This is a genomic window from Synechococcus sp. BS56D, assembly GCF_004332405.1.
Classification (GTDB): domain Bacteria; phylum Cyanobacteriota; class Cyanobacteriia; order PCC-6307; family Cyanobiaceae; genus Synechococcus_C.
In genome coordinates, this window is sequence record NZ_PHQU01000004.1 from 143,114 (window position 1) to 167,578 (window position 24,465).

22 protein-coding genes (1 of these 22 running past the window's edge) are annotated in these 24,465 nt (G+C 64.0%); 10 read left to right on the forward strand and 12 right to left on the reverse strand.

Annotation, left to right across the window (positions count from 1 at the left end; translation table 11 throughout):
• Positions 1–7,957: the start of an autotransporter outer membrane beta-barrel domain-containing protein gene (locus tag CWE17_RS07225; protein WP_131455749.1), read on the reverse strand. Its footprint begins 20,231 nt before the window's first position; only the first 7,957 of its 28,188 coding nucleotides appear in the window; its start codon is at positions 7,955–7,957; its stop codon lies beyond the left edge, outside the window.
• Between the two features lie 260 nt (positions 7,958–8,217).
• Between CWE17_RS07225 and CWE17_RS07230 the strand changes: the two genes are divergently transcribed.
• On the forward strand, positions 8,218–8,919 hold the full coding sequence (locus CWE17_RS07230) for a hypothetical protein (RefSeq protein WP_240789305.1): 702 nt from the start codon (positions 8,218–8,220) through the stop codon (positions 8,917–8,919).
• Here CWE17_RS07230 and CWE17_RS07235 read toward each other — a convergent pair.
• Both CWE17_RS07235 and CWE17_RS07240 read right to left on the reverse strand, forming a co-directional pair.
• Positions 8,895–9,224 carry a DUF6447 family protein gene (locus CWE17_RS07235; protein WP_131455750.1) on the reverse strand — a complete coding sequence of 110 codons (330 nt, stop codon included), beginning with the start codon at positions 9,222–9,224 and terminating at the stop codon, positions 8,895–8,897. The two genes, CWE17_RS07230 and CWE17_RS07235, sit on opposite strands and share 25 nt — an antisense overlap.
• On the reverse strand, positions 9,221–10,120 hold the full coding sequence (locus CWE17_RS07240; RefSeq protein ID WP_240789306.1) for a phytanoyl-CoA dioxygenase family protein: 900 nt from the start codon (positions 10,118–10,120) through the stop codon (positions 9,221–9,223). Before CWE17_RS07240 ends, CWE17_RS07235 begins: the two co-directional genes overlap by 4 nt.
• Before the next feature lie 47 nt (positions 10,121–10,167).
• Here CWE17_RS07240 and CWE17_RS07245 point away from each other — a divergent pair, with 47 nt between their 5' ends.
• Positions 10,168–12,096: a hypothetical protein gene (locus CWE17_RS07245; protein WP_131455752.1), complete on the forward strand. Its 1,929-nt coding sequence runs from the start codon at positions 10,168–10,170 to the stop codon at positions 12,094–12,096.
• Here the strand turns inward: CWE17_RS07245 and CWE17_RS07250 are convergent.
• On the reverse strand, positions 12,078–12,341 hold the full coding sequence (locus CWE17_RS07250; RefSeq protein WP_131455753.1) for a Nif11-like leader peptide family RiPP precursor: 264 nt from the start codon (positions 12,339–12,341) through the stop codon (positions 12,078–12,080). The genes CWE17_RS07245 and CWE17_RS07250 overlap by 19 nt on opposite strands.
• Before the next feature lie 71 nt (positions 12,342–12,412).
• On the opposite strand from CWE17_RS07250, the gene CWE17_RS07255 reads away from it, so the two are divergent.
• Genes CWE17_RS07255 through CWE17_RS07275 form a run of 5 tightly spaced genes read left to right on the forward strand, consistent with a single transcriptional unit; the run spans position 12,413 to position 18,023 of the window.
• The gene (locus CWE17_RS07255; RefSeq protein WP_131455754.1) at positions 12,413–13,282 is read left to right on the forward strand and encodes a hypothetical protein; all 870 of its coding nucleotides are present in this window, start codon (positions 12,413–12,415) and stop codon (positions 13,280–13,282) included.
• A gap of 26 nt (positions 13,283–13,308) precedes the next feature.
• Positions 13,309–14,643: a histidine--tRNA ligase gene (gene hisS, locus CWE17_RS07260; RefSeq protein ID WP_131455755.1), complete on the forward strand. Its 1,335-nt coding sequence runs from the start codon at positions 13,309–13,311 to the stop codon at positions 14,641–14,643.
• Positions 14,633–15,526 carry a glycosyltransferase family 2 protein gene (locus CWE17_RS07265; RefSeq protein WP_240789307.1) on the forward strand — a complete coding sequence of 298 codons (894 nt, stop codon included), beginning with the start codon at positions 14,633–14,635 and terminating at the stop codon, positions 15,524–15,526. The genes hisS and CWE17_RS07265 overlap by 11 nt, the downstream gene beginning before the upstream one ends.
• An 11-nt stretch (positions 15,527–15,537) precedes the next feature.
• Complete coding sequence (locus CWE17_RS07270) at positions 15,538–16,974, forward strand: nucleotide sugar dehydrogenase (protein ID WP_131455756.1); 1,437 nt, start codon at positions 15,538–15,540, stop codon at positions 16,972–16,974.
• Positions 16,971–18,023, forward strand: coding sequence for an NAD-dependent epimerase/dehydratase family protein (locus tag CWE17_RS07275; RefSeq protein ID WP_131455758.1), 1,053 nt, complete (start codon positions 16,971–16,973; stop codon positions 18,021–18,023). The genes CWE17_RS07270 and CWE17_RS07275 overlap by 4 nt, the downstream gene beginning before the upstream one ends.
• Here the strand turns inward: CWE17_RS07275 and CWE17_RS07280 are convergent.
• The 7 genes from CWE17_RS07280 to CWE17_RS07310 all read right to left on the reverse strand — a co-directional run bounded on the left by CWE17_RS07280 (position 18,014) and on the right by CWE17_RS07310 (position 21,115).
• Positions 18,014–18,490 (reverse strand): hypothetical protein, encoded by a 477-nt coding sequence (locus CWE17_RS07280; RefSeq protein WP_131455766.1) that lies wholly within the window; start codon positions 18,488–18,490, stop codon positions 18,014–18,016. The genes CWE17_RS07275 and CWE17_RS07280 overlap by 10 nt on opposite strands.
• 224 nt (positions 18,491–18,714) lie before the next feature.
• Entirely contained in the window at positions 18,715–18,915 is a 201-nt protein-coding gene (locus CWE17_RS07285; protein WP_131455768.1) for a photosystem II reaction center protein J, read from the reverse strand.
• Positions 18,916–18,926: 11 nt separating this feature from the next.
• Positions 18,927–19,046 carry a photosystem II reaction center protein L gene (locus CWE17_RS07290; RefSeq protein WP_131455770.1) on the reverse strand — a complete coding sequence of 40 codons (120 nt, stop codon included), beginning with the start codon at positions 19,044–19,046 and terminating at the stop codon, positions 18,927–18,929.
• 20 nt (positions 19,047–19,066) lie between these two features.
• Positions 19,067–19,204 carry a cytochrome b559 subunit beta gene (gene psbF, locus CWE17_RS07295; protein ID WP_006853745.1) on the reverse strand — a complete coding sequence of 46 codons (138 nt, stop codon included), beginning with the start codon at positions 19,202–19,204 and terminating at the stop codon, positions 19,067–19,069.
• A 3-nt stretch (positions 19,205–19,207) separates the two neighbouring features.
• Positions 19,208–19,456, reverse strand: a complete 249-nt coding sequence (gene psbE, locus CWE17_RS07300) for a cytochrome b559 subunit alpha (RefSeq protein WP_115018872.1) — start codon at positions 19,454–19,456, stop codon at positions 19,208–19,210.
• A gap of 100 nt (positions 19,457–19,556) precedes the next feature.
• Entirely contained in the window at positions 19,557–20,549 is a 993-nt protein-coding gene (locus tag CWE17_RS07305) for a photosynthesis system II assembly factor Ycf48 (protein WP_131455772.1), read from the reverse strand.
• 86 nt (positions 20,550–20,635) lie between these two features.
• Positions 20,636–21,115 (reverse strand): rubredoxin, encoded by a 480-nt coding sequence (locus CWE17_RS07310; protein ID WP_370318292.1) that lies wholly within the window; start codon positions 21,113–21,115, stop codon positions 20,636–20,638.
• 95 nt (positions 21,116–21,210) lie between these two features.
• Between CWE17_RS07310 and CWE17_RS07315 the strand changes: the two genes are divergently transcribed.
• The 3 genes from CWE17_RS07315 to CWE17_RS07325 are packed head-to-tail and all read left to right on the forward strand — an operon-like array spanning position 21,211 to position 22,914.
• Positions 21,211–21,573, forward strand: coding sequence for an NAD(P)H-quinone oxidoreductase subunit 3 (locus tag CWE17_RS07315; RefSeq protein ID WP_007100866.1), 363 nt, complete (start codon positions 21,211–21,213; stop codon positions 21,571–21,573).
• Positions 21,574–21,586: 13 nt separating this feature from the next.
• Complete coding sequence (locus CWE17_RS07320; RefSeq protein ID WP_131455774.1) at positions 21,587–22,357, forward strand: NADH dehydrogenase subunit K; 771 nt, start codon at positions 21,587–21,589, stop codon at positions 22,355–22,357.
• A complete protein-coding gene (locus tag CWE17_RS07325; protein WP_131455776.1) occupies positions 22,354–22,914 on the forward strand; it encodes an NAD(P)H-quinone oxidoreductase subunit J in 561 nt (186 codons plus the stop codon). Before CWE17_RS07320 ends, CWE17_RS07325 begins: the two co-directional genes overlap by 4 nt.
• Here the strand turns inward: CWE17_RS07325 and yvcK are convergent.
• Positions 22,908–24,230: a gluconeogenesis factor YvcK family protein gene (yvcK, locus tag CWE17_RS07330; RefSeq protein ID WP_131455997.1), complete on the reverse strand. Its 1,323-nt coding sequence runs from the start codon at positions 24,228–24,230 to the stop codon at positions 22,908–22,910. The two genes, CWE17_RS07325 and yvcK, sit on opposite strands and share 7 nt — an antisense overlap.
• Positions 24,231–24,465 lie beyond the last annotated feature (235 nt).

Genomic DNA, 24,465 nt, shown 5'->3' on the forward strand with positions numbered 1-24,465 from the left:
CCTGGGTGCCGATCTGACCAATCAGGCTGCCATTGATCGCGCCGGCATTGCCGCCACCACCACCCTCACCGGCAACGCCGGCGGAGGCGCCGAAGGAGAAGCTGGAATTAGCCGTTTTCGCTTCTGAGGAGGCATTGGAGGACACGGAGCCACCGGCACCGCCACCGCCACCGATCGATTGCAACAACACACCTGTGGCGTATTGGCCCGATGTCAGGAAGGTGCCGTCTGCGAACACGCTGACGTTGCCGGCGCTGCCTCCGTTGCCGCCGGCGCCGCCCATGCCGAACGACACAGAGAGGTTGCCGGCCGATGAGCCGTTGGTGGTGGAGGAGCCGATGCCGCCGCCACCGCCAACCGATTGGAGCAGCATCGCGGTGGCGTTGTCACCGAGGGTGGTGACGTTGACATCAACCAGGTTGGAACTGGAGCCGAAGCTGACAGCACCAGCCGAACCACCCGATCCACCGGTGCCACCAACCCCAGCTGAAGCTCCGAAGGTGAAGCTGGCATTGGAGTCGGTGGTGGTGGTGGATTTGACATCACCGGCCCGACCACCGCCGCCACCCAGACTTTGCAGGGTGATGCCCACCGAAGAGTCGCCACGGGTGAGCACATTGATCGGCTTCAGCCCAATCAGGCTGACGGCTCCACCAGAGCCACCGGATCCACCGGAGCCGCCCATCGCGAAGGACGCCGAACCAGACACACTGCTGCCGCCGGATGCCGACGCATCACTGAGAGCAGAGCCACCGGCACCACCGCCACCGCCGACGGATTGGAGGAACAGACCATCGGAGGAGGCGCCGCTGGTGACGACGTTGCCGCCATAACCAACCGAAACGGCCCCGGCGTTGCCACCACCACCGCCATTACCGGAGACGCTGACACTGGCGCCAAAGCTGAACGTCGAATTGCCGGAGCTGGAACTTGAGCTGCTGCTTGAACTGGAACTGGACGATGAACTGCTGTTGCCTGAGGGGGCGCTGGCGCTGGAGCGGGTGGTGGTGCTGCCGCCGGCACCGCCACCACCACCGATCGACTGGGCAATCAGACCTGCGGCGTTATCGCCTGCGGTGAGGATGTCGGCCAGAGTGTTGACGGTGACGTTGCTGGCGTTTCCACCTGCGCCGCCCTGGGCGCCCATGCTGAAGTTCACGTTCAGGGCGCCGCCCTGATTGTTGGCGCTCGCGCCACCACCGGTACCACCACCGCCACCGACGGATTGGGCCAGGAAGCCCGTGGCACTGTCTCCAGCTGTGGTGACAGCCAACACCAGTGGATTGCTGCTGCCATTGCCGACGGTCACCGTGCCGCTATTGCCACCGGTGCCGCCCTTGCCGCCGACGTTGGCGCTGGCACCAAACGAATATTTGGATTCAGATTTGTTGTAGCTGGTGTTGCTGGCACTGCCGCCGGCACCACCACCGCCGCCGATCGATTGAGCGACCAGGCCCGATGCGAGCGAGCCGGAGGTGGTGATCGTGAGCCCATTGCCGGTGCTGTCAGGCCGCACGGTCACCGAAGCACCCGATCCACCCTGGGTCCCGGCGCCGCCCAGATTGACGTTCACGCTGCCCTGAATCGTGTCGCTGCCCGATTTGGAGGCCGTGAGGTTGAACGATTCGCTGCTGCCGCCGGCGCCACCGCCACCACCCACCGATTGGGCGAGCAGGCCAGTCGCCGAAGCGCCGAGGGTGGTGATCGTACCCGACACATTGACCAGCACGTTGCCGGCATTGCCACCGGGGCCGCCGTCGCCACCCACATTGGCGCCGAGGCTGATCGGCTTTCCTGCCTTAGAGATTGTGGCCTGATAGCTGGTGGAGGAGCCACCGGTGCCACCACCGCCACCCACCGACTGGGCCAGGATGCCGTAGGAAAAATCTCCGGCGATCACATCACCGTCATCGTTAGAGAGACCGGTGGAGATGATGCTGCTCGACGACACGGTGACGGAGCCGGAATTGCTGCCACTACCGCCAGAACCACCCAGATTCACGCCACCGGTGATGGCCATCTGATTGGAATTGCTTGCGGTCGCCTGCAGGTTGAGGGTGCTGCCACCGCTTCCGCCGCCGCCGCCGATCGACTGGGCCACAATGCCGCCAGCGAAATCACCCAGGGTTGTGATCCTGGGAGCTGTGTTGGTGACCGTGACCGAGGCCGCCGAGCCACCAGCACCACCGGTGCCACCGATGTTGACGCCGATGTTGACGGCAGCGTCGGAGGAAGCACTGAGTTGGGCGTTCGTCGCCGTCCCACCAGCACCGCCACCGCCCCCCACCGATTGGGCGAAGAGGCCGTAGGCGAAATCGCCGTACACCACATCGCCGTAGGTGCTGTTGCTGAGCAGTGTCCCGGTGCTGATTGTGCCGCTGTTGCTGATGGTGACGCTGCCGGCATTGCCGCCGGAGCCGCCGTCACCACCGACGCTGGCGCCGGCATTGATCGATTTTCCTGAGGAGGAGAGGCCCAGCTGCACATTGACGGCCTGACCACCACTGCCGCCCTGGCCGCCGAGAGACTGGCCGTAGACGCCGGCACTCAGGTTGCCGATGGTGAGGATGTCGCCACTGTTGGTGATGCTTACGGCACCACCGGTGCCGCCGCTGCCCCCACTGCCGCCGAGATTCACACCGAAATTGGCGGCGTTCGATTGCGACAGGCTCAACTGGCCGCTGTAAGTGTTGCCACCGGCGCCACCGCCACCACCCACCGACTGGGCGTAGATGCCGTAGGCATTGTTGCCATACAGCACTTCATTAAGAATGGTGCCGGTGGTGATGGCCGCCGTATTGCTCACGGTCACGGCACCGGCATTGGAGGCTGGGCCACCGTCGCCACCGATGTTGACCCCGGCATTGAAGGCTTGGCCATCACTGCCACCGGCGATGCTCGCCTGGATGTTCAGCACGCTGCCGCCGACGCCACCGCCGCCGCCGATCGATTGGGCCAGGATGCCGGTGGCGAAATCGCCGAGGGTCCGGATGCTGGAGCCCGTGTTGGTCACGCTGACGGAACTTGCATTGCCCCCTGCGCCGCCGGTGCCACCGAGGTTTACGCCGGCATTGACCGTGGGTTGGCCACTGAAACCGGCAGAAAGCTGAGCTGAGATGGCGCTGCCGCCGGCACCACCACCACCGCCCACCGACTGGGCAAAGATGCCATAGCCATAGCCGCCGAAAAGTTGACTCTCACCGTTGACGTTGTTGGTGAGAACGGTGCCTGTGCGCAGGTTGCCGCTGTTGGTGACCGTGACGGATCCAGCGTTGCCGGCAGCAGCCCCTTTACCACCCACGGCTGCTCCGGCGTTGATGGCGGTTCCACTGCTCGACCCCGACAGCTGGGCATTAATCACACGGCCACCGGAGCCGCCGCCACCACCAAGCGATTGGGCATAGATCGCGGCCGCCTGATCGCCAAGGGTGGTGATCGAGCCGCTGTTGCTGATCGAGACGTTGCCGCTGTTGGACCCCGTGCCTCCATCGCCTCCAAGGCTGACGCCGACGTTGACTGAGGCATCCTGCGATAACGACAGGGTGCCACTGATGGCCTGGCCGCCGGCGCCACCGCCACCACCCACCGACTGGGCGTAGATGCCGTAGGCGTTGTTGCCATACAGCGTGTTGTAGGTGCCGTTGTCGAAGATCGTGCCGGTGCTGATGTCGGCGAGGTTGCTCACACTCACATTCGAGGCTGTGCCGCCGCTGCCACCCTTGCCGCCCAGGGTGACGCCAACCGACACGGCGGTTTGACCTCCGGAGGCCTGAATGTTGAGAGAGCTGCCACCGGCACCACCGCCACCACCGATTGACTGGGCCAGGATGCCCGTAGCGAAATCGCCCAGGGTGGTGATCGAGGCACCGTTGTTCGTCACAGAAACGGAGCCGGCGGTGTTGCCGCTGCCGCCACCGCCACCGATGGCGACGCCTGTGCTGACAGAAACCTCAGTTCCAACCGCCACGTTGGCCTGCAGCACACTGCCGCCGGTGCCGCCACCGCCGCCCACCGACTGGGCGTAAATGCCATAGGAATAGATGCCGGCGAGGTAGGCATCCAGACCATCAGCAGCGGGGATGACGCTGCCGGTGCTGATGGTGGCGTTGTTGGTGACCGACACATTGCCGGCATAACCACCGCTGCCACCTTGGCCGCCAACGGTGGCCTGGGCGGTCACCGGGACCCCACCTGAGCCGGAGAGGGACGCGGTGAGGGCGGAGCCACCATTGCCGCCGCTGCCGCCTACCGATTGGGCAAAGAGACCGGCGGATTGGTCGTAGAGGGTGGTGACGGAGGTACCGGTGTTGTTGACGGTGACGTTGCCGGCGAAGGCACCGCTACCCGCCTTGCCGCCCACGGTGGCGCCGACGCCCACGCTGGCGCTGCCGCCCACCTGGAGCTGCCCGGTGATGGCGTTGCCGCCGCTACCACCGCTACCGCCCACGCTCTGGGCGAACAGGCCAGGAGCATTGGTGCCTTCGGTGCGCAGCAGGGAGCTATTGCTCACGCTCACCGTGCTACCGGAACCACCACGGCCACCGGTGCCGCCGAGGGTCACGCCCACGTTCACGGCGCCATCGCCCCCAGCAAGCTGGAGAGTCATGGCACTGCCGCCGGCACCACCGCCGCCGCCCACCGACTGGGCATAGATAGCCGCAGCATTGGCTCCAACGGTTTCGATGGAGCTGCCAGTGGAGCTCACGGTGACGCTGCCGCCGCTGCCGCCGCCGGATCCGCCACCGCCGATGGTGGCCCCGGCGTTGACGCCCGCACTGCCAATGGCGATGGAACCACTGATCGCATTGCCGCCTGATCCGCCACCGCCACCCACCGACTGGGCGAAAATGCCATAGGACTGACTGCCCTGGGTGCGGATGCTGCTGCCACTGGTGACGGTCACCGCGCTGGCATTACCACCGCCGGAACCAGAGCCGCCCACGGCCGCACCTGCATTCACGCCTGCTGCACCACCCGAGGCCTGCACGCTCAGGACGGAACCGCCGGCGCCGCCACCACCGCCCACCGATTGGGCGTAGATACCAGCCGATTGATTGCCAAGGGTGGAAATCAATCCGGAGCTCGTCGTCACCGTGACGCTGCCTGCATTGGCACCGCTGCCTCCGGTGCCGCCCACCGACCCACCCACGTTCACGCCGGCACTACCACCGCCGGAGAGTTGGATGTTGAGGGAAGAACCGCCCTGGCCACCACCGCCGCCGATCGACTGGGCCAGGATCCCTTGGGAGAAATCACCGAGGGTGCTGATCAGGTCATCATCAGCAAAATCCGCCGTGACGGTGACATTGCCGGAGTTGACACCGCTGCCACCGGAACCGCCGATGCCGAAATTGGCGCTGACACCGGCGGTGCCGCCAATCGCCACGCTTCCGGTGATCGCCGAACCGCCCTGGCCACCACCACCACCGACCGATTGGGCCAGGATGCCGGGGGAGTAGCTCTCGCCTTCGATCAGGCCAGTGCGGATCGATCCGTCGCTGTAGGTGAGATTGACGTTGCCGCCGGCACCACCACCACCACCGGATCCGCCAACGCCGACGGCAACGGAACCACTGGCCACCGGATTGGCACTGAAGGATCCGGTGATGGCCGAACCGCCGCTGCCGCCACCACCACCGATGGACTGAATCAGGATGCCCGGCGAATAGCTGCGGGAGGTGCTGAGATCGCCGCTGATGTTGCCGCTGGCGCTGCCGGCAGAACCGCCCGAAGATCCTGACCCACCGACACCGACGCCGATGCTGGCGGTGATCGTGCCTGAAGCGGAAATGGCGCTACCACCACTGCCGCCACCGCCGCCGATGCTGCTGATGCTCACACCTGGCGAATAGGCGCCGGTGGTGGTGATCGCTGAGCCGCTGAAGTTGGCCGACACGCTGTTGCCGCTGCCCCCGGCGGAACCGGAACCACCCACCGAGGGGGCAACGGCACCGGTGCCAGCGGAGATGCTCAGGGTCTGACCGCCACTGCCGCCGCCGCCGCCGATGCTGGCAGCATTCAGGCCGGGAGACTGGAATCCAGACGTGCTGATCGTGCCATCGGCAAAGACATTGACCGGACCGGAATCACCACCACTGCCACCACTGCCACCCACGCCGACGCTGGCGCTGATCCCAGCACTGAAGGAGATGGCGCCTGCGCTGCCTCCGGCGCCACCGCCACCGCCAATGCTGGTGGCACTGATGCCTGGCGAGAAATCACCACGCGTGGTGATGTCTGCAGAGAACGGCGACCCGCTGGCGCCCACATTGACGGTGCCGCCCGTGTTGCCGGATCCGCCACTACCGCCCACTGCGACGGAGACGGAGAAACCAGCACCGACAGAACCGGACGTGGAGCTGCCGCCGTTACCGCCGCCGCCGCCGATGCTCTGCACCAACAGGCCAGGGGAGCTGTTGCCAGAAGTATTGATCGTGATCGGGTCAGCATCTGCAGGTGCGGTGACCTGAGCTGTTCCACCCTTGCCGCCGGCGGCACCATTGCCACCCACGGCAACAGAGATACCAACGCCGGCTGAGCTGGCATTGCCGCCATTACCGCCGCCGCCGCCGACCGATTGCACGATCACACCAGGGGCATAGTCCTGGAAGGTGGTGACGCTACCGCCGGAAAGCTGGGCGGACGCAGTGCCGCCGTCACCACCGGTGCCGCCCTCGGCACCGAAGGCGATGATTCCGTAACTGGTGCCGGCACTGCCGCCGCCGCCACCGATCGACTGCACCAGGATGCCGGAGGAGAGGGTGCCGGCACTGGCGGGACCTGTGGTGATCGATCCGCCTGAAAAGGTGAGTGAGGCCGTGCCGGCATTGCCGCCTGCACCGGCCGTGGAGGACGACCCCAGCGTGATCGCAGACACCATGCTGCCGATGGCACCACCGCCGCCGCCGATCGATTGAACGATGATCCCCTGAGAGTTATCGCCATTGGTGGTGATGGTGCCGGCGCTTATCGACGCGGAGGCCGTGGCGCCATCACCGCCGGCTCCCCCTTCACTCGAGCCCAGATTCACGATCGACACGGAGCCGGGGACGGAACCGCCGCCGCCACCGACCGACTGCGCGTTGATGCCCGGCACGTTGTTACCGGTCGTGCTGATCGTGCCGGTGTTGCTGGCGCTCACGTTGCCGGCGTTACCGCCGGTACCTCCAGTGCCGCCATAGGTGACGATCAATCCGCCGCTACCGGAGGCGCCACCCTGGCCGCCCACCGATTGCACCAGGATGCCGGCGCCGCCAGCGTCACCGGCAGAGTTGACAGTGATCGTGCCGGCATTGGTTCCGGTGGCCAGGCCGGAAAAACCGCCCGTGCCACCTGTCCCACCGGAGCCGAAAGTGCCGCTGCCGCCTTCGCCACCGATGCCGCCGGTGTTCTGCGAGAGCACACCGATCGCACCACCGTTGTCGGAACTGGTGGAGCTGTTGCTGACGCTTACTGAGGCACCGCTCTGAATCGTGATCCCTGCCGTCTGACCGGTGGAGCTGCCGCCGGCTCCTCCAGGACCACCATTAGAGAGGCCAGCGCCACCGCCATCCCCTCCCTGTCCGGAAATCGCTGAGGCCTGAACGCCGACCAGTTTGTTGGCGTTGGCAGAGAGCGAAATCGAGCTGCCGCTCGACATCGTGACGGAGACATTGCCTGGCGAGCCACCGGTTCCGCCCGCACCGCCGTTGCCGACGGACGTGCCACCCGTACCGCCGTTACCTCCTGTGGATTCGGAGCCCAGGCCCCCACCCTCGGTGCCGGAGATCGCTCCGTAATTGCCAGTGACCGTCTGGGTGATGTTGGGCCCCTGACCGCCGCTACCACCGGTTTCACCGGTGCTGCTCCAGGCGTCATAACCCTTATTGGAGCCGTTGCTACCGGTTCCGTAGAGGTAGGGGTCTGACGGTGGAGAGGTGTAGGAGCCTGAGCCGACGTTCTGAGTCTGGGCAAGCACACTCGTTGTCTTCCCCGCCAACAACATGAAGGCGGGAAGGAGAGCTAGTGCCGACGATGCTCGCCGTTTCAATGCGGGCATCGCATTTGAACTCGTCAGAAAATAAAGGCAAAGCGGGGGCTGTCATCGGTTTTGTGTCGAGATGCCACTACTACGCGGAGTGGTCTCAGCGCAGCCAATCACTGCTTGAATTCCACCGAGTTGCCTTGAATTTCTTGGCTGTACGGATCGCTTCGGGACGAGTCACTCTTGGCTCGCTGATGATTGCTGTCGGGTTCGGGGCTGGAGGGCTGTTTTCAGCGGCGCAAGCCCTTACCCCGGAACAAGTGGATCAAGCCTTTTCCACGGTCACGGTGCTGACCGCGGTCACGGCAACAGGCGAAGTGAGAGCCCTGAAAAACGTGGGCATGGTGGCGTTCTTCTCCCCCCTGGCCGCCGACCTTTTTGCCAAGAACTGGCGCCAGCGTCAGCCCGGCGAAGCTGAGTTTCGGGTGGCGCCTCTGGCTCTGACAACGTTTGAGGCGGCGTATCTTGCGGCACGCCAGAAGGATGAAGCTCTGCAGCGGGCTTACTTGCCTGATCCTGCCCAGATCCCGGCCGTGGTGGGTTTGTTGCAGCAGCAGGGTGTTCAGCCCGAGCAGGCCAGAACGTTGGCCCGGCAGCAGCCCTATGTGCTGTGCCCTGATCCCTTGGTGCGGATTACATCAACGGCCCAGTCTCCTAAACGTGGCACGTCATCACGAACGGTGGTGCCCTGTGCATTTTCCTTCACCACGATGGGTCTGCTGGTCAACCAGAGCAATGCGACGACCCAGCGCCCCACCGTGCTGAAGGCCTACTCGCTCAAAGAGATGGTGCGCTTCCTTTCAAGTGAAAACGGGGAGGACGCCAGCAACCTGGTCATCAACTCCCCGATCCCCCGACCTGCTAGCCCGACTCAGGCGGCTTCGCCTACCGATTGAACCGCGTCAACCGGAGCTCCATCCACTGTGGCGATCGGCTCCAGGCCAGCGGCCGCGATCAATTGCGTGAGCGTGACCGTCATGCTCTGCTGAGCTGATGCGAGCTGACGCATACGAAAGCGGTGCTCATTGAGTTCGTTCTCACAGCGGATGAGGTCGTTGAGCACTGCTACTGCATCGGCGGGCAAGGCTTCCATCGGATAGACCCGACCGTCGAGGGTGAGTGTCTGCTGATCGGCTTCGGCGGTCGTTGGGTTTAAGGCTTCCGCCTGCACCATCTCGGAGGCGTTCTCGTGGTCGCTCATTGTTGTTGAGATTCAATGGGTGCACGGGGGCGAACCTTAGGTGAGTTTTCCCGAGGGCTGCAGCGAATCCAGGGATTGTGATGGCTCGGCACGGGCTCACCTTCCCGCAAGCCAGGGAAGCAGGAACCGTGGAGGCCCTCGCGCAGGAGGTGGGATTGGCCGCGAAGGCTGCTCGGAGCCAGGCTCATGGCCGGGGTCAGTCGCAGCACCCCTTCTCCGCAGCCATACACGGCCACGATCGCCAGCCGTTCACTGGCGGCCTCGTGGCGATCGCTGCCATGCAGGGTCCAGCCGTCGTGGTAGCTGCAATCCCCAGGTTTCAGGCCCAGCGTCGTGGTGTGGTCACGCCCATCGGCTGTCCAGGTGCGTCGATTTTGGCTGTGGCTGCTGCTGCTGCTACCGCCATCCAGCAGCTCACAGCAGGGATGGGGCGCGCGCCAATATTCCAGAGGGGCGTCGGCCTGGGATCGGATCGAACTGAGGGGGATCCAGATCGTGAGGAACTCGCAGCCTTCCACCGGAATGAATAGGGCGTCCTGGTGCCACGGGGTGAGTTCACTGCCGGGGCGCTTGCAGTAGGTCTGATCGCGCAGGAGCCACACCCGATCGCTGCTGAGGAGATCGGCGGCCAGTTGCGCCGGCTCTTCCTCGAGCAACCAGCGCTCCAGTTCCGGGTGCTCTTTCCAGAGATTTTCGCGAAAGTCCCAGTGCTGGCCGTAGCCACGCACGCTCGCTTCAAGTGAGCGTTCCTGAACGTCGGCGCTGGATCGATGGCTATCCCCATCCCCTGCTGTGGCTGATGGCTGCTGAATCAGGGAGCGGATCCGCTCCACCTTGTTGGCCGCGCAGAACCCGTGAATCACCCCCTGGCGATCGATCCAGGCTGCGGCAGACACGCTCGGAGGGCGAAAGGCTGTCATCATGGCGCTCCTGAGGTTGTTGCATGCGCCCCACCTGGGACTCTTTCTGGCATGGCTCGCCGGCTGCATCGGCGTTGCTGGAGCCCCTGAATCCCTCCCCGGTGCAGCGCAATTTTCTCTGCGGTCTTTCGCCTTTCGATGCCCCGGCCATCGGTCTGGAGCTTTCCAAGCGGGGCCTGCGTCGCCGCCCCCACATGGCGGCCCTGATCCTCAGCAACCGACTCCAGCGCTGGGAATCCATCCTCGCTCCGTTTCTCGATGGCGACGGCCTTTGTTGCGGAGGACTTTCGCCTCGGGATCTGCAGGGCCTGCTCGAGCCGATCGAGGGCCTTCAGCCGGAGACCTGGCTGGAATTCACCGAAGCTCCCCGCGTCCGCGGCGGCCAGCCCTTTCTGCTGTTCCGTCGCCTCGCCGATGCCATGCCTCAGGCGAAAGTGGGCGCATGGCTGCAGCGCTGGCATTCCGGCCTCGCCCCAGCGCTGCGTTCCAGGCTGCCTCTGCCCTCCGGGGATTGGTGGACTGATCTGGCTCCGCTGTCGCTCGGATTCCTCGATCAGGTGGGCGTGGATCTCCATCCCGGCCGCGAGGAATGGCGGTTGTTGTTCGTCGTGCCATCGCCCCAGACCCTGCTCCAGCAGTTGGATCTGACGCCGCCGCTCCGGGAGGCGTTGCAGGGGTTTCCACTGGCCTTGGCGCTTGGTAGTCGCCAATGGTTTCGGGATCGCTATGCCATCGAGGTGTTTCCTCTTTATCGCCTGCAGCACACGATCACCGGTCATCCGGGGCCGACTCCTACGGGCTCTGAGCAGTGGCCGCGTTGGCCGGCCCATCCGGCCCTCCTTTCGGTTCGACGGCTCGACGCTCTCGCCCAGCTCGGGTTGTATCACCCATCCCTCTCCTGTGGTTCCCGGAGGGTTGCGCTGCGGGGCGGACTCAGTCATCAGAAACTGGTCTTTGAGGCCTCCGAGTTGGTCGACCACAAGGCCTACATGGGGGCGATGGTTAGTGCGCCCATCGCAACGAGCTGGGATCACGCCCTCGCCTGGTTGGCCCAGGCCTATCAGGGCTGGGGTGGCTTTGCTCTGCGTCCAGGATTGTCGGATCAGTGGGTGCCTCTGGCTTGTCTCACCCTGCTGGCTGACTTGCGAGACCATTCCCACCTGAAGGCGGCTTATACCCGTCAGCAGCGAGCGCTGGAGTCTCTTCTCACATGTCCCTGGCCGGTGGGTTACAACCGCCACACGCCCGTGGATGGCGACAGTTCGATCTGGCTGCGCCGCTGTCTGCTCGCTCTTGACCGCGCCTCATCTCCAGAGCTGGATCGCTGGCTCGAGCAGATCTGGCGAGCGGATGAGGGGGTGCGCACCTATCCCGACCCAGGGCCGATCGCGGCCTTCATTCAGCGACCTGTCGATCAACTCAAGGGATGGTGTGCTCCCCACGACTGTGTGTTGGCCAATCTCGCCAGCGATCCGGGCCTCCCCCATGCGGCTGAAGCACTCCAGCTTCTGCGTCACCGTCTCGATCAGGGCCTGTTCCGCAGCACCTGGTGGCCCCATGACGGCTTGATGCTCAGCCTGCTGCCGCGCGGCTGCCTGCCGCGTTTGCTGGTGCGGCGTGTTCAGGCTCAGACCCTCGACGCTGCCGTGCGGACCGCGATGCCCGAAGAGGCGGCGGAGCGCCTCGAACGTTTTGCTCAAGCGCTCTTTCTGCTGCGTCACGGCACCACCCCTGAGCAGCACCTGGCACGTGAGCAGTTGGATCGACTGATCACCGCACCGGAGGCCTTTCAGTCGTTGCTGGTGATGCAGCTTCCCGATCCGGATGTTGTGGATCCGGCGGATCAGACCATCTGGCGCTGGGCTGGTGACATGGAAGGGGGCCTGGCACCTGACCCCCATGGCTATCTCGCTGCTGCGTTGTTGCTGAGCGCTCAGGTTCGATCCAGATAGGCCTGGAAGTCGTTCATGCCGAAGAGGTCGTCGATGCCGCCCTCCACCAATAGATCGAGGTCGTCGTCGCTCATCGCCAGGATCTGCTCCGCCTGGGCCCGGAGTAGGTCCGCCGCTCTCACCTGAAATCCTTTGTCCCTGGCCAGGCTCAGCACCCCCTGGAGGTCGAGGGTGCTGAGCTGGTCCTGGAGGTCGGGGTTGCTGTCGATGCTGTTGAGAAAGGCCTCGAGATCTTGGCTGGCCATGGGAAGGCAGGTGGACGCTCTGGTCTGAATCCTGTCACCAGCAGGGTTGATGCCCCATAGGATCGGGCCACATGGCTGAAATCAACGTGCATCTCCACTTTCTGATCCCTTGTTACGGCGGTCAGATCTCGGAAGCCACCTTCACCAGCTTTGTGCGTTTCATCGCCAGGGCACCGCAGTGGGGACTCGAGTGGAGCCTGGACACGTTGGTGAATGAAAGTCTGATTCCCCGCGGTCGGAATGCGCTGGTGGCCAGGGCAATGAATAATCCCCGGGCGACCCACCTGATGTTTGTGGATGCCGATATCGGCTTCGACCCTGAATACATCCTGATGCTGCTTCAGGAGGATGTCGATGTGATTGGGGGCGGCTACCCCAAAAAGAGTCTGCCGATCGATTACGTGATCAATCCGCTCCCCGATGGCGAGGTGGATGACACCAAAGCGGAGGTTGAGCGGATCGGCACCGGTTTCCTGCTGTTGAAGCGTGAAGTGTTCACACGGATGGCGGAAGCGATGCCCGAGCTCCGTTACACGGACGACTGTGGCCTCGATTCCTCCATCAATACCCATCTCCATGCCTTCTTCGAGTGCGGGCTGTTTGGTGAAAAAGTGTTCATGAGCGAAGACTGGCTCTTCTGCAATCGCTGGCGCTCCCTTGGGGGCAGGATCTTCATTTCCAAGCGTTTTGCCCTCACCCATGTGGGCAGCTATGCCTTTTCGGAGGCCTCGCAGGCGTCTTTGTTATCGCGCCTGAGTTCCCAGATCGCAGTCCATCCGGCCTCGGCCGGTTCGGTGGCAGCGACTTCCGTTGTCGACCAGACGGCGAAAGAAGCGAAACCTGGGAAAGAAGCCAAAACCAGCAAAACCAGCAAAACCTCCAAGCCCACTTCTGCGGCCAGGCGTCGCACCAAGCCGGCCGCCAGCCGACCGGCAGACTGAGCACCCGTTTGTCGATCAGCCCTTCCATGACGCAACTGCAGAGCCTGCGCGGCATGGTGGATCTGCTGCCGGAGCAGACCCGGCGCTGGCAGGCGGTGGAGGCCGTGGTTCGCGCTCAGATGCAGCGGTGGTGCTGTGAAGAGATTCGAACGCCTCTCCTCGAAGTCACCGAATTGTTTGCCCGCGGCATCGGCGAAGGCACCGATGTGGTGGGGAAGGAGATGTATTCCTTCATCGACCGGGGTGATCGCTCCTGCACGCTGCGGCCGGAGGGAACGGCCTCCGTTGTGCGCGCCGCCTTACAGAACGGACTTCTCGCCCAGGGGGTGCAACGCCTCTGGTACGGCGGCCCGATGTTTCGCTACGAGCGACCCCAGGCTGGTCGACAACGCCAGTTTCACCAGATCGGTGTCGAATGGCTCGGCGTCTCCACAGCCGCCAGCGATGCCGAGGTGATCGCCCTCGCCTGGGATCTCCTTGAGGAACTGGGCGTGACGGGTCTGGCTCTGGAGGTCAACAGCCTGGGCACTCCGGAAGACCGGAAGCTTTACCGCAGCATGCTTGTGACCTGGTTGGAGGAGCGAAGCGGAGCCCTCGATCCCGACTCTCAACAGCGGTTGCAGACCAATCCCCTGCGCATTCTCGATAGCAAACACCCTCAGACCAGGGCAGTGCTGCAGGACGCCCCCACTCTGGAGCAGAGCTTGGCTCCATCCAGCCGGGCTCGCTTTGATGCCGTGCTCGAGGCGTTGCAGGATCTGGCGATTCCCGTGCAGCGCAACCCCCATCTGGTGCGTGGTCTGGACTACTACGGTCACACCGCCTTTGAAATCACCAGCAACCAGCTGGGTGCCCAGGCCACCGTGTGTGGAGGCGGTCGTTACGACGGCTTGGTGCAGCAGTTGGGTGGCCCGTCGACCCCGGCCATCGGTTGGGCCCTCGGCATGGAGCGTCTTTTGCTGGTGCTCGAGGCGTCGGCCCAGGTTGATCCAGCTGGACGGGCTGCTCAATTGGTGCGTGTTCAGGGGCCTGTGGCTTACGTGGTGCATCGCGGTGAGGCGGCGGCTCGCCAGGCTCTGCTGCTCTGCCGCGGCTTACGTCAGCGCGGTGTGATCGTGGAGCAGGATGCCACCGGATCGGCGTTCGCTAAGCAGTTCAAACGGGCTGATCGGAGCGGCGCTGACTGGGCGCTCGTGCTGGGTGATGCTGAAGTGGAACGGGGCGTTGTGAAGCTCAAGTCCCTGCAGGCTGAAGTTGGCGAGAAGGCCGAGGAGGAGCTGCCGTTGGCCGATTTCGATCGACTCGCTCTTTGTCTGGGGCAGGGCGCCGGGACGGAGGCCGTTCCCTGCCATGGGCATTGAGATGCAGGAAGCTCAGCAGACCCCCGCAGACTTGCAACGCGCCGCGATCGGGCCCAAGGGAGCTGCGGTGGTGACGCCCTACCACCGCGAACCGCTCGAGTGGCTGGAGCGTTGTCATCGAAGCTGCTTGGATCAGCGGGGTGATTGGGCTCTGCGTCATTTGATGGTGGCGGACGGGCATCCGCGCGACGAGGTGGATGCCTGGGATGTGGAGCACATCCGCTTGCCACGGGCCCATGCTGACAACGGCAACACCCCCCGCTGCCTCGGTGCGATTTCCGCGATCAATCAGGGTTACTGGCCGATCCTGTTTCTCGATGCCGACAACTGGTACCAGCCCTGGCATCTCGACAGTGTGGTCGCCTTGCGTCACCGCCATCCCATTGCTGATGTGCTGGCGATGGGCCGTCAATGTGTGCTCCCCGACGGCACTCCCATCCCTGGCCTGCCCGACGAAGATCTCGAGCATCGCCATGTCGATACGTCCTGCTACGTGTTCTATCCCTCCGCTTTTCGTGCCCTGCCCCTTTGGGGGATGATGCCCCAGGCTTTGGCACCTGTGTGCGACCGTTTCATGCTGGGATCACTGCATGAGCTCGGCCTTGTGATCGCCGGTACTCATCACCCAAGCGTCGTATTCACCACCCACTACAGCTGGGGCTATCAGGCTCTTGGTCAGCCTGTTCCCGAGGACGTGCATGACGTTGACTGGAAGCGGGTCAATGCCGGCTTTGATCCGGTCGAGGTGTTTCGTCGTACCGGCCTCTCCCTGCAGCTCACGCGGCCGTCGGGCGATGCGCCTCTGCAGGCGTCCTCACAGGGGTCGAGCGTCAGTGGTCCTCCTCTGGATGCCCCCAAGACCATTCCAACGATGAGGATCTAACCTCCCACGACATGACATTCCCTTTGATTCGCACCATCTGCTGCATCGGCGCCGGCTACGTCGGCGGACCGACGATGGCGGTGATCGCCGATCGCTGCCCGGATGTGCAGGTGACGGTGGTTGACATCAACCAGGCCCGCATCGATGCCTGGAACGATCCGGATCTCAGCAAGTTGCCGGTGTATGAGCCGGGGCTGGACGCGGTCGTGGCCCGGGCCCGCGGTCGCAATCTCCACTTCTCCACGGCGGTGGAGGAGACGATCGCCAGCGCCGACATGGTGTTCATTTCCGTGAACACCCCCACCAAAACCAAGGGGCTCGGGGCTGGGCAGGCCAGTGACCTGCGCTGGGTTGAGGCCTGCGCCCGCACCGTCGCCAAAGCCGCCACCGGTCACACGATCGTGGTGGAGAAGAGCACCCTGCCGGTGCGCACCGCCGAGGCGATTCAGTCGATCCTTGCTGCTGCCGACCCCAACGGCGGCGCGCGTAGTTTTTCTGTGCTTTCCAATCCGGAGTTTCTGGCGGAGGGCACCGCCATTCGCGATCTGGAGGCGCCCGATCGGGTGTTGATCGGCGGTGAGGATCCTGCTGCGATCGAAGCCCTCGCCGCCATCTACGCCAGCTGGGTGCCCGATGAGCGCATCCTGCGCACCAACCTCTGGAGCAGTGAGCTGTCCAAGCTCACCGCCAACGCCTTCCTGGCGCAGCGGATCAGCTCGATCAACAGCATTGCCGCCTTCTGCGAGGCCACCGGCGCCGATGTGCGGGAAGTGGCGCGGGCGATCGGTACCGATAGTCGCATTGGCCCGAAGTTTCTCCAGGCGGGGCCGGGGTTCGGCGGCAGCTGTTTCCTGAAAGACATTCTCAACCTGGTGTATCTCTGCCGCCATTTCGGTCTGCCCGAGGTGGCCGACTACTGGGAGTCGGTGGTGCAGCTCAACACCTGGCAGCAGCACCGCATCGCCAAGCTGGTGGTGCAGAAGCTGTTTGGCACGGTCACCGGCAAACGGTTGGCGATTCTGGGCTTCGCCTTCAAGGCCGACACCAATGACACCCGCGAGGCACCGGCGATCCGCATTGCCTGTGACCTGCTGGAGGAGGGGGCCCAGCTGGCAATCCATGATCCCAAGGTGGAGGCCGAGCAGATCGAGCGCGACCTGCGCCTACCCGCCAGTGAGGCCCCCGATGCGGAGGCGGGACCGACTCGGGCGGCCCTGAGCGGTGAGGGCACCTGGTGGAGTAGTGCTGCGGTCGAGGATGCCCTGGCCGGCGCCGACGCGGTGTTGATTCTCACCGAGTGGCAGCAGTATCGCTCGCTCGATTGGGCCGCCTTGGCACCGCTCATGCGTCAGCCCGCCTGGGTGTTTGATGCCCGCTCGGTGGTGGATTCTCAGGCAGTGGCCGCGGCGGGTCTGAAGTTCTGGCGCATCGGCGAGGGCCAGCCGTGATGCGTTCTTTTCTGGTCACCGGTGCCGCCGGCTTCATTGGTGCGGCCCTGTGTCAGCGGCTGCTGGAGCGCGGCGATCGGGTGATCGGCATCGACAACCTCAACAGCTACTACGATCCGGCCCTCAAGCGCGCCCGTCTGGCTGAGGTGGAGCTTGTGGCGCAGACCGCGGCGGCAGCACCTGTTGCCGGCAGTTGGCGCTTTGAGCCGATCGCTCTTGAAGATGTCGACGCCCTGATGGCGCTGTTCGCTGCGGAGCGCCCGGCTGTGGTCGTCAATCTTGCCGCCCAGGCCGGGGTGCGTTATTCGCTGGAGAATCCTGCCGCCTACATCCAGAGCAATCTGGTGGGCTTCGGGCACATCCTCGAGGGCTGCCGCCACCACGGCGTGGAGAACCTGGTGTATGCCTCGAGCAGTTCGGTGTATGGCGGCAACCGCAACCTGCCCTTCCACGAGCAGCAAGCGGTGAACCACCCGGTGAGCCTCTATGCCGCCAGCAAGAAGGCCAACGAGTTGATGGCCCACACCTACAGCCATCTCTACGGTCTGCCGGCCACCGGTCTGCGCTTTTTCACGGTGTATGGCCCCTGGGGCCGGCCCGACATGGCGCCCATGCTGTTTGCCAAGGCGATCCTCGCCGGCGAGCCGATCAAGGTGTTTAACCACGGCAGGATGCAGCGGGATTTCACTTACATCGACGACATCGTGGAGGGGGTGCTGCGCTGCTGCGACAAGCCGGCAACGGCCAATCCCAACTTCGATGCCTTGGCTCCGGATCCCGCGACGGCGGCAGCCCCCCATCGGGTGTTCAACATCGGCAACAGCCAACCAACGGAACTGCTGCGCTTTATTGAAGTGATGGAGCAGGCCTTCGGCCGTGAGGCGATCAAAGATTTTCAGCCCATGCAGCCCGGTGATGTGGTCGCCACCGCGGCCGACACCGCAGCCCTGGAAGCCTGGGTGGGCTTTCGTCCCTCCACCTCGATCGAGCTGGGCGTGCAGCGCTTTGCTGATTGGTACCGCCGCTTCTATAGCCCCCTTCAGTCGTAAAACCGTTTGCCGTCCACCCGTTTCTGCCGGTGCCGGCGTGCTTCTCTGCGGGTGAATTGGCTCACGGTTGGATTCGCGGCAATCGGATCCACATGGCCCACCTGCTCCCAGAGATCCCGGGGTGCCCAGCGCACCGTGTGCTCGACGCGGTCATGCTTGATCACATGGCACCAGCGGGAGCGGCCGCATTGGGGGCAGAACAGTTCTTCCAGCCATTCATTGCTCAGCACCAGCACCGGATAGGCGTTGATCACCAGCTGGGCTCGTTTGGCCGACATGCCCCGGCGCTGCAGTTCTTCGGCGCTGAGCAGGTGCAGAAAATATTTTTTGCCGTTGCCCTCAATGGGCTGCTCCGGATGAGCCGGGCAGAACAATTCGCGGCGCTTGGGCCGGCGGTTGCGGCGCTGTGAGGAGCGTCCTTGGGCTGGAGCGACAGGATCAGGTCTCCCCTGAGGGGCAGCAACCATGTCCGAGTCTCATCTCTGAAGAGATTACTGGATAGAGCAAGCCACGCGGATGAATCTTGCGACGGATTAGTGCCTGAATGCCATTTCTGCATTGGGGCTTGACTTCCCCTGGCGCGCTGGCCCTTTGGGCAAGTGATTGCTCAATAAAAAACCGCCGGTGGTGGCCGGCGGCTTTGCACTTAAGTGGTCTCAAGCATCTTGATTGAGACGGTTGTGATGTTCGATCAGGCGGAACCGACGCCGGTGTAAGAACCGTAGAAGAACAGGCCCACCACAAAGATCACCGCCATGCCACCGGCTGTGGCGACGAGCCAGAGGGGAAGCACGCCTTCGGTCCAGCGGGAGCGCCAGGCAACAGCTGGGCGACCGTCGGGAAGGCGGTCGGGAATACGACCGTCAGGCAGATTGGATTTCTTGCCGCTCATGACTCAGTTCCTCAGTTGAAGAAGTAGCTGGAGAACAGAACCCCGGTGGTGAACACCAGCAACAGCCCCAGGTAGAGGCTGGTGCGGTTGAGTTCCACCGGCAGGTTGTTCGGATTGGGATTGCGCTGCATGGGGAGATCCGTTGGGTTGATCAGCGGCGGATGAACTGCATGGCAGCCAGGGCGCCAAGGAAGAACACCGTGGGAACGCCCAGGGTGTGCAAAGCGAGCCAGCGCACCGTGAAGATCGGGTAGTTGCGCGGCGTGGAGGTGGCGGGAGTCTGCGTCATGGCTTATTTCAGGCGAACGTCAAGCTGGGACTTGCCTTCATAGCGCTGGCTCACAACCGGAGCCTTGCTCTCAGATGCCTGGAAATAGGCGTCTGGGCGAGGTGTTCCGAAGGCGTCGTAAGCGAGGCCGGTGGACACGAACAGGAACCCAGCGAGGAAGATCGCGGGCAGGGTCACGGCGTGGATCACCCAGTAGCGAATGCTGGTGATGATCTCAAAAAACGGGCGTTCCCCGGTGGAGCCGGCAGCCATGGCTTCGGGCGTATCAGCTTCGGGATCCTAAGGCGCGAAGCCGAAGGGCCGGGGCTGGCGGCGGGGCTTGGTTACACAGCGTTGTGGCTTTTGCCGGCCCTCAACCCTGCCAGCGCAGCAGAATGCCGCGCTCGCCGAGCAGGAAGGCTTTGCCATCAGCGGTTTCAAAGCGAGTGAAGTTGGAGGGTTGCTCCGCACCCACAGGGTCCCTCTGCCAGCTGTCGCCGCCATCGCGGCTCAGCAGCAGCGTGCCGTTGCCGCCTCCGGCCCAGATCGTGCCGTCAGGCGTCCAGGCCAAATCCATGTAGCCATAGCCGTTGGTGATGGGGATCACCGGCTTGCTCCAGCTTTCGTTGTCGCCCTGCTCGCTGTTGAAGCGGATCTGGGCGCCGCGGGCCAGCATCCAAAGGCGGCCGTCGGGCTGGAAGCCGATGCTCTGCAGCCGCTGGCTGCTCACCCGCTGGTGCACCTGCCACACGTCCTGGCCGGGATCCCAGCTGGCGTAGAAATTGCCCAGGCTGCTGACACTCACATAGCGGCCGTCGTCACTGCGGCGCAGATCGCGCACGGCACCGGCCGCGTCGCTCACCTCGGCCTCCCAGCTCCCGCCTCCATCACGGGTGCGATACACGGCGCCCACGTTGGTGGCGAGCTCGGCGCTGTTGGGTCCAAGGGCCGTGATCAGATAGGGCTCACCTGGCAGCTTCGTGTCCAGGAAGAGGCGGGTCCAGTTGCTGCCACCATCGCTGCTGTGCATCAGTAGGCCGGGCTGGCCAGCGATCCAGCCGTCATCGCCATCGAAATCGATGCTGATCAGTCGGAAGTTTTCCTCTTCAGGCAGATCGAGGCTGCGCTCACTCCAGCTGCTGCCGCCATCGTTGGTTTCCAGGATCATCCGGTTGCTTCCCACCAGGAAGCCATGGTTGGTATCAGTGAATGCCACATCCAGGGGGTTGGCCTGGGTGTGCAGATCGATCGGTTGCCAGGGGCTGGTCTCCGCTGCAGCGAGACGAGTGGAGACGCAGCCGCCGAGACCGAAGCCGATGCAGGCCACCAGCAGCAGGTTGAAGAGGGGAGCAAGCAGTCGCTTCATGGGGAGAGAGGCAGGTCCTTTGAACGGGTTGGCTGTGAATGCAGTGGCTGTAAACGCAGCGGCTATGAAGGCAATGGCTGGGGAGATCAGCGCAGGGAGTAAAGCGAGAGGAAGAAGGCGAAGGCGAGGGCAAGGCTGCCGAAGATCAATACATTCTTCTGGCCGGGGGTGAGTCGGTTCACACCGAGCCCGTAGTTGAGGTTCTCCTCGAAGCCGCTGGCTTTGGAGCGTGGGCCGATGTCCCGGAAGGCGCCCACCTTGCTGCGGCACACCGGGCAGCGGAAGCTGATCGCATCGAGATCCTCGAAGGCGGTACCGGTGGCAATCCCCAACTTTTTGACACCCTCATCCGGGTCGTAGACGTAACCACAGCTGCGGCATTCGAAGCGGTGGGTGCGTGGGTCGCTGGTTTCGGCGACAGGTTGCTCCCCTTCAGAACCAGCGGCCCCCTGTTCAGAAACAGCCTGTTCAGAAACAGCCTGTTCAGAAACAGCCTGTTCAGAAACAGCCGGTTCAGAGGTCGCCCGTTCGGACAAGGGTTCTGGAGCTGTGCTCTCGTCGCTCACCATGGATCGGCCGGGCCCCGCAACTCTATCGGGGGCATTCCGCAACAGAGGGTGGCGGTGAATGCCAGACTGCCTGCCAGATCGGGCCTGCCCAGATGTTTGCGCTGCCGGGTTATGACGCCTTTCTCGGGTTTCTGCTGATCGCCGCGGCAGTGCCTGTGCTGGCGTTGGTGACCAACAAACTGCTGGCACCGCGCAGTCAGCAGGGGGAGCGCGAGCTCACCTATGAATCCGGCATGGAGCCGATCGGTGGCGCCTGGATTCAGTTCAACATCCGCTACTACATGTTCGCGTTGGTCTTCGTGATCTTCGACGTGGAAACGGTGTTCCTCTATCCCTGGGCGGTGGCGTTCCACCGCCTCGGGCTCTTGGCTTTCATCGAAGCCTTGATCTTCATTGCCATCCTGGTCGTGGCACTGGCCTATGCCTGGCGCAAGGGCGCCCTCGAGTGGAGCTGATCCGATGTCTGAGATGACCACCCCTTCCCTCTCAACGACGCCCTCCATCGATGCTGTGCGCGACCTGCGTGCCGCAAGCTGTGGACCCGTCGCCGGTGCTGCGGAGGGAGCGCCAGCAGTCACGAGCGATCTGAGTGAGAACGTCATTCTCACCAGCCTTGATGACCTCCACAACTGGGCCCGCCTCAGCAGCCTCTGGCCCCTGCTGTACGGCACGGCCTGTTGCTTTATCGAGTTCGCGGCCCTGATCGGCTCTCGCTTTGATTTCGACCGATTTGGTCTGGTCCCCCGCAGTTCACCGCGCCAGGCCGATCTTTTAATCGTGGCGGGTACCGTCACCATGAAGATGGCCCCGGCGCTGGTGCGGCTCTACGAGCAGATGCCGGAGCCCAAATATGTGATTGCCATGGGGGCTTGCACGATCACCGGCGGCATGTTCAGCGCCGACTCCACCACCGCGGTGCGGGGGGTCGACAAGCTGATTCCCGTTGATCTGTATCTCCCCGGCTGCCCTCCTCGCCCGGAAGCGATCTTTGATGCGGTGATCAAGCTGCGCAAGAAAGTGGCGAATGAGTCGGTGGCGGACCGCCGTCAACTGCAGCAGACCCACCGCTATTTCACGGTGCAGCACGCCATGCAGCCGATCGAACCCGCCGTGACCGGGGCCTATCTGCGCGCTGAAACCCAGGTGGCTGCCCTCAAGCCCGGCATCGGCCTGGCCATGCCAGCCGTGCCCAGCACTGAACCTTCCGAGACCGCCACCGCACCCGCCGAATCGTCATGAGCGCGACTCCCGACAACAAGCCCGCAAGCGAAGCAGCGGCAGAAACCACCGTTCCAGCAGCACCTGAGCCCGGCCCTGTCAGTCAGTGGCTCAGTCAGCAGGGATTTGACCATGATCTGCTGCCTGCCGATCACATCGGCACGGAAACCATCGGTGTTGAGGCGATGTTCCTGCCGGTGATCGCCGCCGCGCTCAAGAGCCACGGGTTTGATTACCTCCAGTGCCAGGGTGGCTACGACGAGGGCCCCGGCGAGCGGTTGGTCTGCTTCTACCACCTGGTGGCCATGGCTGAAGTCACCGAGGGTGGAGCCCAGGCCGTGCGTGAAGTGCGCCTCAAGGTTTTTCTGTCCCGGGAAGGTCAGCCCAGCGTGCCCAGCCTTTATGGCCTCTTTCGTGGAGCGGATTGGCAGGAGCGGGAAACCTTCGACATGTTTGGGATTCAATTCGAAGGCCATCCCCATCCCAAACGTTTGTTGATGCCAGAAGACTGGAAAGGTTGGCCCCTGCGTAAGGACTATGTGCAGCCCGATTTCTACGAAATGCAGGACGCTTACTGACTATCGCGCTTGTGTTTGCGGTAAAAACGCATGACAGCTAGGGCAAGGCTGCGCGGATCGTGCCGGAGGGTGGCTGTGGGCCGGACTCCCTGTAGGGGCGCTTCGGTGACGTCGTAGCCCTCCCGCTGCAAATGCAACCGGTCGCAGGTCACGGGCTCGGCACCGCGTTGTCGGTAGTGGGCGATCAGTGGCGATTCCGCCAGGGGTTCCTGAGTCAGCACCGCCTGGAACAGCCGCTGGCTGATGCCGAGCGAAGCGAGTTGGGCTTCGATGGCGCGCAGATGACCGCTCACATCCAGGCCATCGGTTTCCCCTGGCTGGGTCATCAAATTGCAGATGTAAAGCCGTGGTGCTCGGCTGCGTTGAATCGCCGTCACCAGTTCAGGCACCAGCAGATTCGGGAGTAGGGAGGTGTAGAGGCTTCCTGGGCCAAGAAGGATCAGATCGGCCTGGGCGATCGCTTCCAGGGCCCTAGGAAGCGCTGGAGGCTGTTCTGGAAGGCAGCCGAGGCGCACGATCGGGCTCGGGGCCTTGCCGATCGCTGATTCGCCTTCGAGGCGGGTGCCGTCCTCCAGCTCCGCCCAAAGCCGCACATCCACGTTGGTGGCGGGCACCACCTGACCTTGCACCGCCAGCACCCGGCTGGAGGCGGTGATCGCCGTTTCCAGGCTGCCGGTGATCGCCGTGAGCGCCGAGAGGAACAGGTTTCCGAAACTGTGGCCTTCTAGGCCGCCACCGGCGGAGAAGCGGTATTGAAACAGTTTGGTGAGCAGGGGCTCTTCGGTGGAGAGAGCTGCCAGGCAGTTGCGGATGTCGCCGGGGGGCTGCACGCCGAGCTCCCGTCGCAACACCCCGCTGCTGCCGCCGTCATCGGCCACGGTCACGATCGCTGTGATGTGACTGCTGTAACGCTTGAGCCCGCTGAGCAGGGTGGACAACCCGGTGCCGCCACCGATCGCCACGATGTTGGGGCCCCGGTTGAGCCTGCTTTTGGCCCGTAGGGCATCCACCAGCACGGTGTCTTTCTCCGGGGCGAGCGCCTGCTGGATCGAGCCGAAGCTGCGGCTTTGCCCCCACAGCACCAAACCGATGCCGATGAGCAGCACCAGAGGGCCGGTGATGCCTCTTGGCATCACGCGGGTGATCCAGCTGAGTCCTTCTTGGATCGCCCAGAGGGTCCAGTAGATCGGCTGCAGATCGGCCCAGACAGCGGCTCCTACCAGCGCCATCACCAGGCCGATTCCGGAGGTGAGCAGCCAGCGCTTCACCACCAGCCCGGGTTGGAGCCAACGTACCGCACGCCTGGAGCGGGTCACCAGATCCTTCTGGCGCAGAACCCGCTCCTGAAGAGCCTGCTGCCGGCGCCGGTTGCTGCGTCGCTCGCGGCGCTGGGTGGGTGGAATCGGCGCAGTCAAACGGGCGTCTTCAGCGATTGCCTCAGCATGAACTGTACGGAAATTGCGCTGTCCCACCACCTTCCCTTGCCAGCGCAGGCAGGATGTGCCCGGTTGCACGTCCGATTCCGTGCCTGAGTCCACGGCCAACACTCCA

What these genes read in the sequence shown, in the direction of transcription:
- CWE17_RS07280 (WP_131455766.1), bottom strand. Translation starts at nt 18,490, where the DNA reads ATGGTTGCTGCCCCTCAGGGGAGACCTGATCCTGTCGCTCCAGCCCAA.
- CWE17_RS07285 (WP_131455768.1), bottom strand. Translation starts at nt 18,915, where the DNA reads ATGAGCGGCAAGAAATCCAATCTGCCTGACGGTCGTATTCCCGACCGC.
- CWE17_RS07235 (WP_131455750.1), bottom strand. Translation starts at nt 9,224, where the DNA reads ATGAGCGACCACGAGAACGCCTCCGAGATGGTGCAGGCGGAAGCCTTA.
- CWE17_RS07250 (WP_131455753.1), bottom strand. Translation starts at nt 12,341, where the DNA reads ATGGCCAGCCAAGATCTCGAGGCCTTTCTCAACAGCATCGACAGCAAC.
- CWE17_RS07245 (WP_131455752.1), top strand. Translation starts at nt 10,168, where the DNA reads ATGCGCCCCACCTGGGACTCTTTCTGGCATGGCTCGCCGGCTGCATCG.
- hisS (WP_131455755.1), top strand. Translation starts at nt 13,309, where the DNA reads ATGACGCAACTGCAGAGCCTGCGCGGCATGGTGGATCTGCTGCCGGAG.
- CWE17_RS07290 (WP_131455770.1), bottom strand. Translation starts at nt 19,046, where the DNA reads ATGCAGCGCAATCCCAATCCGAACAACCTGCCGGTGGAACTCAACCGC.
- CWE17_RS07265 (WP_240789307.1), top strand. Translation starts at nt 14,633, where the DNA reads ATGGGCATTGAGATGCAGGAAGCTCAGCAGACCCCCGCAGACTTGCAA.
- CWE17_RS07270 (WP_131455756.1), top strand. Translation starts at nt 15,538, where the DNA reads ATGACATTCCCTTTGATTCGCACCATCTGCTGCATCGGCGCCGGCTAC.
- CWE17_RS07315 (WP_007100866.1), top strand. Translation starts at nt 21,211, where the DNA reads ATGTTTGCGCTGCCGGGTTATGACGCCTTTCTCGGGTTTCTGCTGATC.
- psbF (WP_006853745.1), bottom strand. Translation starts at nt 19,204, where the DNA reads ATGACGCAGACTCCCGCCACCTCCACGCCGCGCAACTACCCGATCTTC.
- CWE17_RS07325 (WP_131455776.1), top strand. Translation starts at nt 22,354, where the DNA reads ATGAGCGCGACTCCCGACAACAAGCCCGCAAGCGAAGCAGCGGCAGAA.
- CWE17_RS07255 (WP_131455754.1), top strand. Translation starts at nt 12,413, where the DNA reads ATGGCTGAAATCAACGTGCATCTCCACTTTCTGATCCCTTGTTACGGC.
- CWE17_RS07230 (WP_240789305.1), top strand. Translation starts at nt 8,218, where the DNA reads ATGATTGCTGTCGGGTTCGGGGCTGGAGGGCTGTTTTCAGCGGCGCAA.
- CWE17_RS07305 (WP_131455772.1), bottom strand. Translation starts at nt 20,549, where the DNA reads ATGAAGCGACTGCTTGCTCCCCTCTTCAACCTGCTGCTGGTGGCCTGC.
- psbE (WP_115018872.1), bottom strand. Translation starts at nt 19,456, where the DNA reads ATGGCTGCCGGCTCCACCGGGGAACGCCCGTTTTTTGAGATCATCACC.
- CWE17_RS07320 (WP_131455774.1), top strand. Translation starts at nt 21,587, where the DNA reads ATGACCACCCCTTCCCTCTCAACGACGCCCTCCATCGATGCTGTGCGC.